This is a genomic window from Variovorax sp. Root411 (genome assembly GCF_001425205.1).
Taxonomy (GTDB): Bacteria; Pseudomonadota; Gammaproteobacteria; order Burkholderiales; family Burkholderiaceae_C; genus Variovorax.
Genome location: NZ_LMDW01000020.1, coordinates 1 through 13,665 on the forward strand (window position 1 = coordinate 1; position 13,665 = coordinate 13,665).

At 63.8% G+C, this 13,665-nt stretch carries 19 protein-coding genes and 2 pseudogenes; 5 read left to right on the plus strand and 16 right to left on the minus strand.

Going from position 1 to position 13,665, the window contains the following annotated elements; translation table 11 throughout:
* Window positions 1-631 precede the first annotated feature (631 nt).
* Window positions 632-1,135, plus strand: a pseudogene (locus ASC92_RS29670) (tyrosine-type recombinase/integrase); the annotation flags it as partial.
* A 121-nt stretch (window positions 1,136-1,256) separates the two neighbouring features.
* Here the strand turns inward: ASC92_RS29670 and ASC92_RS24545 are convergent.
* The 3 genes from ASC92_RS24545 to ASC92_RS24555 form a co-directional block, all read right to left on the minus strand.
* A complete protein-coding gene (locus tag ASC92_RS24545; protein WP_056520997.1) occupies window positions 1,257-1,502 on the minus strand; it encodes a hypothetical protein in 246 nt (81 codons plus the stop codon).
* A complete protein-coding gene (locus tag ASC92_RS24550; protein ID WP_056521000.1) occupies window positions 1,502-1,681 on the minus strand; it encodes a DUF3606 domain-containing protein in 180 nt (59 codons plus the stop codon). The genes ASC92_RS24545 and ASC92_RS24550 overlap by 1 nt, the downstream gene beginning before the upstream one ends.
* A gap of 87 nt (window positions 1,682-1,768) precedes the next feature.
* Window positions 1,769-1,969 (minus strand): hypothetical protein, encoded by a 201-nt coding sequence (locus ASC92_RS24555; protein ID WP_056521002.1) that lies wholly within the window; start codon window positions 1,967-1,969, stop codon window positions 1,769-1,771.
* Between ASC92_RS24555 and ASC92_RS24560 the strand changes: the two genes are divergently transcribed.
* Window positions 1,968-2,465: a hypothetical protein gene (locus tag ASC92_RS24560; protein ID WP_157609122.1), complete on the plus strand. Its 498-nt coding sequence runs from the start codon at window positions 1,968-1,970 to the stop codon at window positions 2,463-2,465. The two genes, ASC92_RS24555 and ASC92_RS24560, sit on opposite strands and share 2 nt — an antisense overlap.
* Before the next feature lie 79 nt (window positions 2,466-2,544).
* On the plus strand, window positions 2,545-3,003 hold the full coding sequence (locus tag ASC92_RS24565; RefSeq protein WP_056521006.1) for a hypothetical protein: 459 nt from the start codon (window positions 2,545-2,547) through the stop codon (window positions 3,001-3,003).
* A gap of 452 nt (window positions 3,004-3,455) precedes the next feature.
* Here ASC92_RS24565 and ASC92_RS28275 read toward each other — a convergent pair whose 3' ends face one another.
* The 4 genes from ASC92_RS28275 to ASC92_RS24570 form a co-directional block, all read right to left on the minus strand.
* Window positions 3,456-3,830: a hypothetical protein gene (locus ASC92_RS28275; protein WP_200936030.1), complete on the minus strand. Its 375-nt coding sequence runs from the start codon at window positions 3,828-3,830 to the stop codon at window positions 3,456-3,458.
* Between the two features lie 20 nt (window positions 3,831-3,850).
* Complete coding sequence (locus ASC92_RS28750) at window positions 3,851-4,048, minus strand: hypothetical protein (RefSeq protein WP_157609123.1); 198 nt, start codon at window positions 4,046-4,048, stop codon at window positions 3,851-3,853.
* A gap of 36 nt (window positions 4,049-4,084) precedes the next feature.
* Complete coding sequence (locus tag ASC92_RS29135; protein WP_200936031.1) at window positions 4,085-4,234, minus strand: hypothetical protein; 150 nt, start codon at window positions 4,232-4,234, stop codon at window positions 4,085-4,087.
* A 1,066-nt stretch (window positions 4,235-5,300) separates the two neighbouring features.
* Complete coding sequence (locus tag ASC92_RS24570; protein WP_056521009.1) at window positions 5,301-5,795, minus strand: glycine zipper domain-containing protein; 495 nt, start codon at window positions 5,793-5,795, stop codon at window positions 5,301-5,303.
* 189 nt (window positions 5,796-5,984) lie between these two features.
* On the opposite strand from ASC92_RS24570, the gene ASC92_RS24575 reads away from it, so the two are divergent.
* Window positions 5,985-6,332, plus strand: a complete 348-nt coding sequence (locus ASC92_RS24575) for a hypothetical protein (protein WP_157609124.1) — start codon at window positions 5,985-5,987, stop codon at window positions 6,330-6,332.
* A 180-nt stretch (window positions 6,333-6,512) separates the two neighbouring features.
* A complete protein-coding gene (locus ASC92_RS29480; protein WP_056521011.1) occupies window positions 6,513-6,743 on the plus strand; it encodes a hypothetical protein in 231 nt (76 codons plus the stop codon).
* 215 nt (window positions 6,744-6,958) lie between these two features.
* Here ASC92_RS29480 and ASC92_RS29675 read toward each other — a convergent pair.
* The 9 genes and pseudogenes from ASC92_RS29675 to ASC92_RS24620 all read right to left on the minus strand — a co-directional run.
* Window positions 6,959-7,237 (minus strand): annotated as a pseudogene (locus ASC92_RS29675) (Bug family tripartite tricarboxylate transporter substrate binding protein); the annotation flags it as partial.
* A gap of 447 nt (window positions 7,238-7,684) precedes the next feature.
* Window positions 7,685-8,461 carry a ferredoxin--NADP reductase gene (locus tag ASC92_RS24585; protein ID WP_056521013.1) on the minus strand — a complete coding sequence of 259 codons (777 nt, stop codon included), beginning with the start codon at window positions 8,459-8,461 and terminating at the stop codon, window positions 7,685-7,687.
* A 15-nt stretch (window positions 8,462-8,476) separates the two neighbouring features.
* On the minus strand, window positions 8,477-8,806 hold the full coding sequence (locus tag ASC92_RS24590; protein ID WP_056521015.1) for a DUF971 domain-containing protein: 330 nt from the start codon (window positions 8,804-8,806) through the stop codon (window positions 8,477-8,479).
* On the minus strand, window positions 8,803-9,675 hold the full coding sequence (locus tag ASC92_RS24595; RefSeq protein WP_056521016.1) for an ABC transporter ATP-binding protein: 873 nt from the start codon (window positions 9,673-9,675) through the stop codon (window positions 8,803-8,805). Before ASC92_RS24595 ends, ASC92_RS24590 begins: the two co-directional genes overlap by 4 nt.
* Window positions 9,672-10,637, minus strand: a complete 966-nt coding sequence (locus ASC92_RS24600; protein ID WP_056521018.1) for an ABC transporter permease — start codon at window positions 10,635-10,637, stop codon at window positions 9,672-9,674. Before ASC92_RS24600 ends, ASC92_RS24595 begins: the two co-directional genes overlap by 4 nt.
* A gap of 13 nt (window positions 10,638-10,650) precedes the next feature.
* On the minus strand, window positions 10,651-12,069 hold the full coding sequence (locus tag ASC92_RS24605) for an ABC transporter substrate-binding protein (protein ID WP_056521019.1): 1,419 nt from the start codon (window positions 12,067-12,069) through the stop codon (window positions 10,651-10,653).
* Between the two features lie 42 nt (window positions 12,070-12,111).
* On the minus strand, window positions 12,112-12,441 hold the full coding sequence (gene fdxA, locus ASC92_RS24610) for a ferredoxin FdxA (RefSeq protein WP_056521021.1): 330 nt from the start codon (window positions 12,439-12,441) through the stop codon (window positions 12,112-12,114).
* Window positions 12,438-13,409, minus strand: a complete 972-nt coding sequence (locus tag ASC92_RS24615; RefSeq protein ID WP_056521023.1) for a HEAT repeat domain-containing protein — start codon at window positions 13,407-13,409, stop codon at window positions 12,438-12,440. The genes fdxA and ASC92_RS24615 overlap by 4 nt, the downstream gene beginning before the upstream one ends.
* 11 nt (window positions 13,410-13,420) lie before the next feature.
* Window positions 13,421-13,654, minus strand: a complete 234-nt coding sequence (locus ASC92_RS24620) for a ferredoxin family protein (RefSeq protein ID WP_055797681.1) — start codon at window positions 13,652-13,654, stop codon at window positions 13,421-13,423.
* Between the last annotated feature and the right edge of the window lie 11 nt (window positions 13,655-13,665).

Below are 13,665 nucleotides of genomic sequence, written 5' to 3' on the forward strand. Positions count from 1 at the left end.
GAGCTTGCTCGAACACGTTGCCTTCCATCTTGGCCTCCTGCCATGAGGGGGGTCAATTCCTCATGTCGTCAGGGGGGCAGTTTGTCGTGTCGCCTGACAGAGGTCATCCGCAGGTTTGCGAATGAATCCCCGGTTCTTGCGCAGGCTGAGTGCGGCTCTCAAATGGTGTTCGGACCAAGGACCCCGCTGCCCAAGTGGTCCCCGCGGTGACGTGCGGCCACCCAACTGCCTGCGAGTAGTTCACAGTCTCGTGGTTCAGTCGAGACGGCCCCAAAAAATGATGCGCGAAAGCAACGTAAATCATGAGCTTTAGTAGGGGGTACAAAAGGGGGTACAAAAGCTTTTTCGAATTGGCCGAAGCCAGTATCCATGCGGTGTAAAGCCCATCTTTAGATCGGTTTCACACGACCAATAAAACGTCCAAGGGCGTCCGGCTTCATCCGCCGGACGCCCTTTTTCATTGGGAAAATAGAGGCCAGGCGTCCGGTAGCGTCCGAACAGATCCGTTGACTGCCAACGCCAGACCGGGGGACATCCCGGGGAACAAACCGGGGTGGCCGCAGAAGCCGGGGAACTTGTTCCCCGGTCCTCATAGGGAGAGTCGACGTTCCCCAGTCGGAGTTCTCCAATCGTGCTGACCGAAATCCAATGCAAAAACGCCGCCTGCCCGGCTGACAAGAAGCGCGTCCGCCTCACGGACGCGAGCGGGCTCTACTTGGAAGTCAGCCCTGCGGGATCAAAAAGGTGGTTCTGGAAGACTTATGCGGATGGCAAGGAAGGCCGCCTGGCGCTGGGCAGCTACCCAGAGATAACGCTCAAATCTGCGCGCTTGGCTCGCGATTCGGCGAAGCGCGACCGAGCCGAGGGCATCGATCTGGTCCAATCACGCAAGCTTGCCAAGCTTAAGAGGGTGATGGCTGAGGGCGAATCCTTCAAGGCGACGGCCATCGAGTGGTACGGCAAGAACGAATCCCGTTGGAGCACCCACTACGCCATCCGCGAAAAGCGAAACCTCGAAAAGGATCTGTACCCGTACTTCGCTGAGCGGCGGATCAGCGAAATCCAACCCGTAGAGTTGTTGACCGCTTTGCGCCGGGTTGAGGAACGTGGTGCACTCGATGTTGCAAGCCGGGTATTGCAGACGGCGCGGCCTGACAGTCCGAGACACGTAGCAAGCGTCGCATCATCCAGGTGCCGCCGGTCGAGCTCTTCGAAGCGGGGCCGGTGCCGGGGCCGCAGGTGGAACCAGAGCCCGATCAGCCCACCGGCGCTTGGTCCTCGTCCTCCGTCACAGTGCGTGGCCCGATACGCTCGTCTAGCGCGTAGCCCTCCAGCGCCCGCACGCCGGCTTGCAGGGCGTCGAGCCACATGTCGAATGGCTCGTCAGCCGATTCGAGTTCGACCCACTGGCTGGCGTCGCCACCTTCTTCCATGAGCACCCAGTAGAAGTGCCCCGGGCCCGGCTCGTCGACGTGCACCGAGATCCGAAGAATATGGCTCATCACCGCTTCCCAGCCAGGTACTCGCGCACAGCGTCCGCCGAGTTGCCGACGGCCTTCACGGCATCGCGTAGCTGCGTCTCCGAGCACTTCAGGGATTCAGTCCAGGAGCGCACCTCGTGCGGCTCTTCCAGCGAGATCAGCTTGCGGTCCAGCCCGGTCTTCTTCGTGTCGTCCGTCATTTCTGTCTCCAGTGAGGCTTGGACTCCCAGGTCGTCCGAACCTTTTGCCAAATGCGCCAAGCGAGGTAAAGGGCCATACCAGACCTCCTATTTCGATGTTGGCGGGCTTCCGTTCTGCTGTAGCGGGATTACGGCGCCGCTGGCGGGCACGTTGCCTGGACCGTCGGCCGGCTTAATCAAGCCGTCGCCCACAAGCACCACCACCACGCCAACTGCGATCAGCACCAACAGCCCGGCCATCAAGCGGCGAGCGAGCGTGCCTCGGCTCTGTTCCTGTTTGGTTTCCATGAGCGCTTCCGTTGCCGACCGTGCAGGCATCTTCGTCCTGGATCGTGCCCAGCATTGCAGCGTGAAAGGCGGGCGCCATCCTCAAAAAGCGATTCCGGGTGACAGTGGCTCTCCTACGCACGGCCCACCTTCCGGCCGTGCCCAGCGTCGCGACTACCCTCCCATGTTGCTCGATGAACGGTCGATCGATTTCGATGAGCTGGGGGGGCTGTACGAGAACAAGTTCGACGGTTACCGCCTCACCGCCGAGTTCGATGGCATCGTGCAACTGCGCACGCGCAACGGCGTGGATCAGAATTTGGGGTTAACTCAACCTCGTCGAGTGCGTTGCCTACGTCGCAGCACAGCTGCAGTCCAAGCGAACCGCGTGGGCCGGTCAAGATGGGATGACTGGACGCTCGCTCTGCGCCTACACCAGGTCACCATCGAGCGGCTCGATTGGGCTGAGTGCATCGAGCGCCACGACCGCAGCCACACTTCTAAGGGTTTGCGTTGACAAGATGAGGGTCAAACCCTGTTCCGGAGCACAGGAAGAATTACGTAAGATTCGCGCCCACGCCCCAACCAAGGCCCCCATGCTCGACGTCGACTTGCCAGCGCCCGCTGCGGCCGTTCGCAGCCTTCTTGCCAGCCGCGGGATCGTTCCGGCGCTGGCCTTGCTCAACGATAGGACGTCCTATCGGTTCACGGCGATCTACAAATTGAACGGTGACGTGATGCGCGCGGCGCATGCCTTCGACCGCGACTCTGAATATCGCACCTGGCTGAAGGTGGTGCCTCTGGGCAAGAGCTTCTGCCAGTACGCGCTCGAGCACGGCGAGTTCGTGACCAGCCATGCCTCCAAGGATCAGCGCCTGACGAACCGACCTTATGCTGGCATGGTCGAGTCGTACTACGGCCGGCTACTGACGCGACGATGCGGCACGCCCTATGGCACCTTCATCCATTTCGACTTGGAGTCGCGCAGCATTCCCACAGAGGAAATCCGCCTCCTGCGCGAGGTGATCCCGCAGTTCATTGACTACTTGGAATGAACAGGCGGCAACAAGGCCCCACCAAGCGAACGACTGGTGTTGAGACCGAATCCGGCTGTCGACGTGCGATCAGGGCTGAACCGGGCGCCCATGCAAATCAACCCCTTGCGTGTAGATTTACCAAGCTACGTTCAACCGGGTTTTCAACATAGCTTGAATTTCCCAGTGGGTTTTGCACCATACATTGAATTTTTCCCGCCAGCGCGAGGGGGTCTGGCGCCGCCGACGGCCCTGGCGTGAACAGCCGCTCGCCGGGGGCCGACCACGTGCTGTACGCAGGAGGAGCGGCGGCAGTCCTACGGGCTCCTGCTGGTGTCATGGATTACGGAGATGGTGCTGGGCGCACGGGCCGCCACGGGGCGCGTGCAGCTGGTGCCCAGGAGCCCTGCCAGGACCGGCACGACATCGCCGGCCTAGCGATCCAGGCTTTCGCCGCTGCGAATGCCTGTCGATCACCCCATTGCGCGGCTTCTGCGCCGCGGTCTTCGGGCCTTTCTTGCGCCAGATGCCGCGGCGCTCCCGGTTTCAGCATCTGCTCTTGCGGGGCACTGCAGCTGGCGCAGAACGCTGAGTTGCCGGGCTTCTTCGGCCTTGCGCAGGCTCCGGGCGGCGCGGGCGGCCGAATACGCGATGAAGAGCGTGTTGATGGCGTGGGCCCATTGTTTGGCGGCCAAGTCTGTATCCATGCCGGCTTGAGGGTTCGTCCTGCTGCCTGGTGCGGCATCGTGTTGCCGTTGCTGCCGCCAGAGAACGCCGGGAGAGGGAAAGGCTGGTGTGGCGACACCCGCCCCGCGAAGGATGGCTTCTTTTTGATCGGCGGTGAGCATGTCTGTCTCCTGCGAATTCGTTACGGCTCTTGTAGTTCCGTCCGGCACTCGACACCGTCGGCGATTTTCCGATTTGCATGCCGGATGGCATTGTTCTGCGCATAGCGAAACACGCTCGGCCTCAGGCGTTCAGTTCCGAGAAGGTCAGATCCCGCGGCAACGGCCGCGCTCGGGGTGAACGAGTACGGCGTCCCTTCCAACTTCTTGCCGTTGATCATTGCGGAGTCCGTCCTTGCGCGTGGGTAGGTTCACGTTCAGTTGATGAGCAGGGCCGCAAGCAGCAGGGGAAAATACAAAGACACCACGATCTCACCGATGACAGCGAACTCCGTGAACCACATGCCCGCGTTTTCACGCAGCAGGTTCATGAAGAACTTTCCCAGCGGCAGGTTGCGCAGTTCCATGTGCGTTCTCCAGTGAGGCGGTCAACTGGCGCCGCTTGTCACCGTTGGAACAAGGCGTATCGCCGTGAAGTCACTATAGAAATTGCGCTGCATGCGCGCATGGGCGATGCGTCCTCCCTCCGGATAGACAAGTGCCCTGTCACCCCTACTGCCGGCCCATGACAAAGCGCCTGCAGGTACGGTCGAAGTCACCGTCTGCCGTCCGAATTGAACTAGGACATCTCAGCAACTACGGCTCCCGCGTTGACGTCGAACAGCTGCGAATTCAAGTTGAGCTTCGCCGCCTTCGCGCGCCGGCTGGCATTCTTCGCTTCTTCTTTTCTCTTCCTTCCTCTTTCGTGCCGACGAGCGGCAGCGCGAGGAACAGGTTCTCAGCGAAAGCACGCCGGCCTGGATGACGCCGGGCGCCGCGGTGCGTCACACCGTTCGAGCTCCTGAAAGCCGCGGATGAAGCTTCTGTCGTGCCAAGAAAGAGGGCGGAATACAGCCGGGGGCATGATCGACCGGATTCCACCGCCTGCGAGAACCGGGTCGCTCAACGACCCCTCCAAGGCTTCATGCTTTCCTCGCTCCACTGTCCGCACAATGAAAGCGGGGGGAGGAGGGGTGGCGCTCGAAATGCTTTCCGGGCTACACGCCGGCTGCACGCGGAAGCGATGTTGCAGCACCGCAAGCACAAGGTGTGGGTGCCGGCGCACCGTAAAGGCCGACGCCACGTGCGTGGCCACTATGTCTGGCGTTAATCAGACTGGCGGATCGGCCAAGTGGCCGAAGAGGCCGATGCGGCGCACTTGAGCCCGTACAACGGCCACAGGCAGCCGATTCGGCGGAGATCAGTACTCGGCACCCTCGGCGAGAACTTGCATGGACTTAACCATGGGCGAAGATCCCAGCAAGGGCGTCTGATCTTCCAGGCGCACCGCGATCAGGTTCTTCATCGCACTCCCGCGCCGGCATGTACCGTGAGCGACCATGAGTCCCGCATCCCAGCAGGATGGCAACCACGTCGAGCTTTCCGTAGACTGAAAAAACGGCCGCAGCACGCCGCCGTTTCGCATCCCACCGATCAGCGGCCGTCGTGATCGGAGTCGCCCGGAATGGCACGTTCAACGTTGTCGCTCAGGCGCTGCCAGGCATCGCGCGTGGCGTGCTTGGCGTGTTCCCATTCCAACGAAGAACGTCCGCGCGATGTGCTCCAGCCGCGGCCCAGCTCGGGCTCGACATCGTCGAAGCCACGATCCGGGTAGCGCGAATACGCATCGACTCCGTAGCGGTATGCGGGTGCATATTCGTCGTAGCTCGACCCGCTCTGGACGTAGGGTCGCCCGGTGTAGTTGTCGCGCCAATAAGCATCCTCCGCGACGGGATCTGCCTTGGCCATGCGGCCGGCGATCGCCCCAGCCACCGCTCCAACTGCAGCCCCCACGGCAGCACCTACGGGGCCGGTCATGCCGCCGACGGCCGCTCCGGCGGCTGCGCCGCCTGCCACGCCACCCACAGTGCCGCCAACCACGGCGCCAACCCCTGTGGCCTTCGTCTTGTCTTCATTGCGTTCGGTCATCAAAGTCTCCTTGGTTTGACAATGGAGTGCCAAGGTTCTGCTCGCCTCGACCAGAAGCCAGTGCCGATGGCCGCGTCAGAGTGCAGGATGCCGACCGCGTGGCGCGACGGTGCCAGCCTACACGCGTTGCGCGACGTGGCGCGCCGACGTGGAAGGGCAATTGATGCCACGAACCAAGGAGAAATTCTGGTGAACGCGAAGAAACAAGATGTCCTGCGCCGGATTGCGATCCATGTCGAGGAGCCGCGCTCCGGCGCGTTCGAATGGGTGCTCAGCGAAGCCGACTCCCGCAGCGCCGATCAATGGGAAGTCCTGAAGCGCGCCCGCAAGGCGAGTGCGACGTACAAGGCATCGATGGCCGATGGCTTGATCGCGCTTCAATCCCTGATCGAAGATCTCGACACCGGGCCTCGCGCGCCGGCAGCCCTTGAACCCGAGCCGCCACGTCGACAGGCCGGCAAGCGCGCGGCCCGAGCGGCGGAGCCGCCTGCCAAGGCCGCCGGACGTACGGCGTTCGGGTTTGGCGTCCTGGAATAGAGCGCCCAGGCCCTCGCAACCTGAAATCCCGCCACCCAAGACGTGCGGCGTGTCCTCCCGGCGGCTCCGACTTCGACTGGCTCGCTTCGTGATTTCGCCCGACAAGATCGAAGCCGTGTACCCCCGCACGACGCAGACCATCGAGATCCAGCGCTTCATCGACGCCAACGATATTCCTTCGTGCTGGGCAGCTCTGGTGCGCCGGACTTCAACGCATTGCAAAACGCCTTCGACCGCGGCCGGGACACCGATCGCATCGTGTTCTTGAAGGGCCGCCCCCGCTCCCTGGTGCGCGGCCCTACCGGCGTGACCGGCGAGCTGTTTTTCCAGAAGCATGGCGAGAAGATCGGCATCCCGGGCATCACCGAGTTGCCCGTTAGCCTGTGGCCGTGGCCACGCGTCCTTGCTTGAGATCGGCAATGCCAAGGCCCTCGCCGGTGCGGCACAGATGAACGATGAGTCCACACCTGGAATTCTTCAGGGCCATCGACAAGCCCGACCGGATGGATAGTCCGAGCCGCCAACGGACGCCCCCTTCGACAGCCCTGCGCCGGCGGCGCGAAACGCCCCACTCGCAGAATGAAGCTCAGCGCTCTTGCGATGACCAAGAACTCGTCGGCATTTTTGGGCTGGACCACCATGCCCCGGCCTCGCAGGTCTTGCGGCACCGTGGGGTCCCTCAAGACTTCTAGGATTTCTGTCGCCAGGTAATCCTTGATGGCAGAGGGCGTCTTGGCGGGCGCCGTGATGCCATACCAGAGTGAGACGTCAATTCCAGGAAGGCCCTGTTCTGCAAGCGTTGGGACGCCAGGGAACGAGTCCATCCGCTTATCCACGGTGACTCCGAGTACCTTTACCTTGCCCGATTTTTCGAATTCAACGGCGCTCAGCGCCGACAGGAACATGAGATCGGCTGCGCTCAGGCCGTGGTTGCCCGCCCGGCTCAACCCACTTCCCCACCAAGACGCTGCCGCACGTGAGCACCGAGATGAGCCTGCACGTGTTGGCATACAACCTGAAGCGGGTGATCGCGATCCTCGGTAATGCCAGAACGATGAAGGCGGTCAGGCTGGTGGGGGCGTGAGCCTCTTCAAGTGCCCTTTGCAGCTTGCGCAGCCACGCTCGATCGGACCACCCGCGCGTTTGTGCAACGAGACCACTGGATGACTCGGTGCGCCGAGGACGCCCACATGGGCGCGGGTTCGACATACTCGCCAGTCAAAGCCGTTTCCACACGGCCTCGCCAGAAGCAGCCCTTTCAGGCCCAGCGCAAATTGACCGAAAGCAGCCGTTCTGACGAAAGCGAGCAGCGCCATCTTGGCCTCAGATCCGCCGCACTGCAGCGCTTCACGTTATTTCTCGACGAAAGCGCGTTCGATCACGTAGTCGCCCAGTTCGCCCTGGCGCGGGCTGATACGGAAGCCTCTGGCGTCGAGCAGCTTGCAGCTGTCGATCAGCATGGCGGCGCTACCGCAGATCATGGCGCGGTCGAGCGCCGGGTCGAGCGGAGGCAGCCCGATGTCGCTGAACAGCCGACCCGACTCGATGACTTCGGTGAGCCGGCCTTGGTTGCGGAACGGCTCGCGCGTGACGGTGGGGTAGTAGAGCAGCCGCTCGCGCACCAGCTCACCTATGTATTCGTTGTTCGGCAGATCGTGCTCGATGAAGCGTGCATAGGCCAGTTCGCTGACTTGCCGCACACCATGAATCAGCACCACCTTCTCGAAACGCTCGTAGGTCTCGGGGTCCTGGATGATGCTGATGAAGGGTGCCAACCCGGTGCCGGTGGACAGCAGGTAGATGTGGCGGCCGGGCCGCAGGTCGTCCAGCACCAGGCTGCCGACCGGTTTGCGTCCGACGATCACCTCGTCGCCCGGCTGCAGGTGCTGCAGGCGCGAGGTCAGCGGCCCGTTGGAGACCTTGATGCTGAAGAACTCCAGGTGCTCGTCATGGTTGGCGCTCGCGACGCTGTAGGCGCGCATCAGCGGCTTGCCTTCGACCGGCAGCCCGAGCATCACGAAGTGGCCGTTGCGAAAGCGCAATCCCGGGTCGCGCGTGGTGCGGAATGAAAACAGCGTGTCGTTCCAGTGATGGACATGCAGAACGCGTTCGGTGGCGAGTTGTGACATGGATGGTGCAGGAGGTCAGGAGGTGGTGGACAGGCCGAGGCCGCGCAGGTAGGCCCACGGAAAGATGCCGCGCCCGTGGCCGTCGGAGAACACCAGGTTCAGACCCTTGTCTGCCACGGGGTGGATGGCCGCGAGACGGATCGACGCTTCGGGCTCGGGATGGCTGCCGTGCGCGCGAAAGGCCTGCTCGCACGCGGCGCAGCGACAGCGCGCGCGCAGCAGCCCGTGCGCCAGCCGGCTCGTGCTGCCGTCTCGCCAGCAAAGCTCGAGCACCCCGCTGGCTTGGTGGTCAACGATGTCGATGGGGAACTCGTGCCGCTCGAGCGAAGGCGGCGCTGCGCTCATGTCAGCGCCTTCATGCCATCGCGGGCGAAGTGGTGGTCCATGCCCTGCAGGCCGCCGCTGTCGAGTTCGCCGCCCATGGCGGCCAGGCTCTCCTCGCGGATCAGTGCCTTGAGCTGCCGCACCAGCGCCTGGAAGGTGGGCGACGCCATCATCTCCGGCGTACGCGGACGCGGCAGTGGAATGGGAATCTCGGCCTTGATGCGCCCAGGGCGCGCCGTCATCACGTAGACCTTCTCGGAAAGAAAGATCGCCTCCTCGATATCGTGGGTGATGAACAGCACCGACAGCTGCAACTGCTGCCACATGTTGGTGAGAATTTCCTGCATCACCGCGCGAGTCTGCGAGTCGAGTGCGCCGAAGGGCTCGTCCATCAGCATCACTTGCGGGCTCGTGGCCAGAGCCCGCACGATGCCCACGCGCTGCTTCATGCCGCCGGAGAGCTGGTCGGGATAGTGGTTCTCGAACGAGAGCAGGCCCGTCATGCCGAGCAACGTGCGCGCGGCCGATTCGCGCTGGTTGCGCCCGAGGCCCTGCATCTTCAGACCGAACTCGACGTTGCGGCGCACCGTCATCCACGGGAACAGCGAATACTGCTGGAAAACCACGCCGCGGTCCGCGCCGGGCCCGCCGATCGGTTTGCCGTCGAGCAGCGCCTCGCCCTCGCTTGGCCGGAGAAAACCCGCGACGATGTTCAGCAGGGTGGACTTGCCGCATCCCGAGGGCCCGATGATGCTGACGAACTCGCCAGGCTTTACTTCGAGCGACACGCGGCTGGCGGCCTCCGTCATCTGGCCCTTGGTGGCGAAACGCACCGACACGTCTCGGATCTGCACGTGCCCCTTGCGCGGGGTGCTTGGATCGATACTCATTGGTTGCTCCCGGCGCGTGCGCCATAGCTGAGCCAGGGCATCACCGACTTGCCGACGAAGCGGATCAGGCCGCTGCACATGAGGCCCAGCACGCCGATGGTGATCATGCCGAGCACGATCTCGGGGTAAGAGATCAGTGAATAGGCCTCCCACGTGAAATAGCCGATGCCGAACTGGCCCGAGATCATCTCCGCCGCGATCAGCGAGACCCAGGCCACGCCCATGCCCACGGCCAAGCCGGTGAAGATCTGCGGCGCCGCGCCCGGCAGCACCACGTACCACATGATCTGCCGCTCCCGCGCGCCCAGGCACTGGCTTGCGCGCAGCAGGACGCCGTCCACCGCCTGCACGCCGCTGATGGTGTTCAGCAGGATCGGGAAGAACGCGCCGATGAAGGTGATGAACACGATGCTCACCTCGTTGTCGGGCCACAGCATGATCGAAATCGGCACCCAGGCAATGGCCGGGATCGGGCGGAACACCTCCATCGCCGGAAACAGGAAGCCACGCGTCAGGCGGTAGCGGCCGATGAGCATGCCCAGCACGACGCCCAGCACCGTCGCGATCGCAAAACCGATAAAGATGCGCCGCAGGCTCATGCCTACGTTCTTGATGAACTTGGGCGAGCTGTTGACCTCGACCACCTTGGACAGCACCTCGAGTGGCGTCGGGATGTTGGCAAAGCGGATGTAGAAATCCAGTCGGTAGGTGGTGGCAAGGTGCCAGAAGAGCACGATGCCCAGGAGCGAGCATGCCCCCATCAGATAGGCCGGCGCGTGCTGGCGCAGCACCTGCCAGGCGCGTTCAGACCGGCCCGGCAACACGGCGGAGGGGGCAGGCACGGGCAGCGGCGGACGCAGGATCTCCTCGGGGCGCGCCAGACCGCGCGTGGGCGCGGCCTCGGCGGGCTCACCGTGCTCGGGCACTTCGTGGAACAGGCGTTGCGTGGCAGGGGACATCATGGGCTCCTTGGTGTCAGAGACCGGCCGCGGCCAGCGCTTCGAAATAGGTGGCCAGCTTGCCGCCGATGGCGGTCGCCTCGGCCTGCGCGTCCTTCTTCAAGAGAAAGGGCACGATCTGCGGCTTACGCGCATCGCTGGTGTTCACCGCATAGAAGGCCTTGTCGGCGAACAGCTTGATGCCCAGCGTCTTGTCGTTGAGATAGGCGACGCGGACTTTCCTGTTCTCGCCCTGTGCCTTGTGGATTGCGGCCAGGGTGCAGGCGGGTGATGAATAGGCGGCGATCGGTGCGCCTTCGACCCACACTTCGCCGGCCTCCCTGGGGCGCGTGATGGGCGTCTTGCACAGCACATCGGTGCCACTGATGTCGTAGTTGGCGAGCGTCTGCTTCTGCGCGTCGTAGTCGAGTTTCAGTTCCTTGTAGGCCTGGCGCACATAGGTCTCGTTGACCCAGGCGTTGATGTCGAGCGGCTTCACGCGATTGAGGCGGGTGAGCACCTCATGCCCGGTCTTGATGGTGTCGAGCCAGCGCGGCTTGATCGTCGGGTCGAGCGTGTGGATGCCGCCCGGGCCGAGGTAGAGGTAGGCCACCTCCTTCTCGATCTTGGTCCATTCTTCGATCTTTGCGGCGGCCGCCGCCGGGTTGCTTCGCACCCAGGCGTTGGCCTCGACCAGGGCCTTGATGTAGGCCACCACCACCTCGGGGTATTCGGTCGCGAAGTCCTTGCGCACGACCACGCCGTGGAAGGTCGGCACTTTGGTTTCCGCGCCGTCGAAGATCTTCCGCGCAAAGCCGCGGTAAGGCAGCAGATCGGCAAAGGGGACGAAGTCGGCGTGCGCGTCGATCTTCTTTTCCTGCAGGTTGGTGGTGCCGACCTCGGGGCTCTGGCTCACGAGGTTCCAGTAGTCGTCCTTCCAGCCGCGCGCCTGCATGGCCTGCAGCACCATGCCGTGCGCGGCCGAGCCGAAGGGCACCGAGATCAGCTTGCCCTTGAGGTCGGCCAGCTCGTAGTAGGGCGAGTCCTTGTGCACCACCAATCCGTTGCCCGAGCCGAAGGCGTTGTACGCGATGATCGCCACCAGTTGCGTCTCGTTGCCTGGCTGCGCCTGGCCCGTGGCGCCGTTCACCAGCAGCGGGTAGTCACCCATCATGCCAATCTGCAGCTTCTTGGCCATCATGCCGTTGGTGATCGGCGGGCCCGAAGTGAAGTTCTGCCAGTCGAGCTTGAAGTCGATGTCCTTGTACTTGCCGGTGGTGGGCAGGTACTTCTCGATGAGCTTCATCTCCTTGAGCACCACGCCGCCCGTGACGGTGTTCGTGGTCGTGTTCTGCGTGCCGATGCCGATGACCACTTCCTGCCGCGCCTGGGCAGGCGGGACAGAGGCCAGCGCGAGCGCCAGGACCGTGCCGATTCGCAAGATGATGTGCTTCATGGACTGCTTCTCCGTGGGGATTGGAAAGACGTTGGACGAGGCTCAGGCGGGCTCTGCGAGATGGTCGAGCTTTCCGCTTACCGAGGCCCACTGCTCGGCGTCGGGCAGTGGCTCGCGCGCTTGGTTGATGACGGGCCAATGCGCGGCATAGCGGGCGTTCATTTCGACGAAATGCTCCTGCCCCGCGGGCACCTCGGTGTCCGGCACGATCGCCCCCACCGGACATTCGGGCGCGCACACCGCGCAGTCGATGCACACGTCCGGGTCGATCACGAGGAAGTTCGGACCTTCGTGGAAGCAGTCGACCGGGCACACGCTCACGCAGTCGGTGTACTTGCAACGAATGCAGGCTTCGGTGACGACGAAGGTCATGGTGCGGCTCCCTCGCGCCTGGCCTTCTGCGCCAGGCCGATGCCCGTCAGCGCCAGACGAGCCAGCTTGCGCACGTCGGGGTCGGGATCTGCCAGCGCAGTTTCCAGCGGCGCGATGGCGCGCGTGTCGCCGATCTCGCCCAGTGCAATGACCGCTTCCTTGCGCAGGTTGCTGATGGTGTGGGTGAGCGAAGCGACGAGCGAAGGCAGGCCGGCTTCGGCCTTGAGCAGACCCAGGCTGCGCGCGGCTTTCACGCGCACTTGCCAGTAGTCGTCTTGCATCGCATGCACGAGGTCGGGAATGGCCAGCGACAGGCGCAGCTTGCCGACCGTCTGCGCTGCCTCCTCGCGCACCATCCATCCGCTGTCGGCCAGCGCGCGTGTGAGCGCCGGCAGCACGCTGACCGAGGTGGCATAGCCGAGCGCGCCGATTGCGATGCGCCGCACTTCGGTGTCGGGATCGTTGGCCGCCACTTCGGCCAGGTCGCCGATGGCCGCTGGGTCTTTCAGATAACCAAGCACGCCCACGGCCTCGCGCCGCACCACCGCATCCGGGTCGCGCAGCGACTGCATGGCGGGCTCGAAAGCCTGCGGCGAGCGCAGCGCGCGAATGGCATGGAATGCGAGCGCACGCACTTCGGCGGCGCCGTCGAGCAGCAGTGGCAGCAGCGGCGTGGCCGACGCGGTCTCTTTCAGTTCGGCCAGTACTTCGCCGGCCGCCTTGCGCACCTCGGCATCGGGGTCGAGCAGCATCGGCGCGAGCGCCTGCACCACCTCGGGTTCCTCGAAGCCTTCAAGCGCGCGGACGGCCTCGGTGCGCACTTGCGCGTCGCTGTCGGCCAGACACGGCAGCAGCAGCGGCACGATGTCGTCCTCGTCGCTGTAGGGCAGGTCGATCACCGCGAGGCGCCGCACGGTGGCGTCGGCATCGGCCAGCCGTTCGGCGAAAGTCTGGAGTCCGGTTTCCATGGCGTTCCCTCTCAGCGCAGCAGGTAGGGGATGTCGACGGTGACGGCGCCCGTCGGGCAGTCCTGCTCGCAGGGCAGGCAGTACCAGCACTCGTCGAACTTCATGTAGGCCTTCTTGGTCAGCATGTCGATTGCGAGCACGTCGAGCGGACAGACGTCGACGCAGACGGTGCAGCCCTTCTCGGCGATGCACTTGGATTCGTCCACGCGCACGGGGACCTGGGTGATGGTGGCAGCGATGGTCATTCGAAACTCCT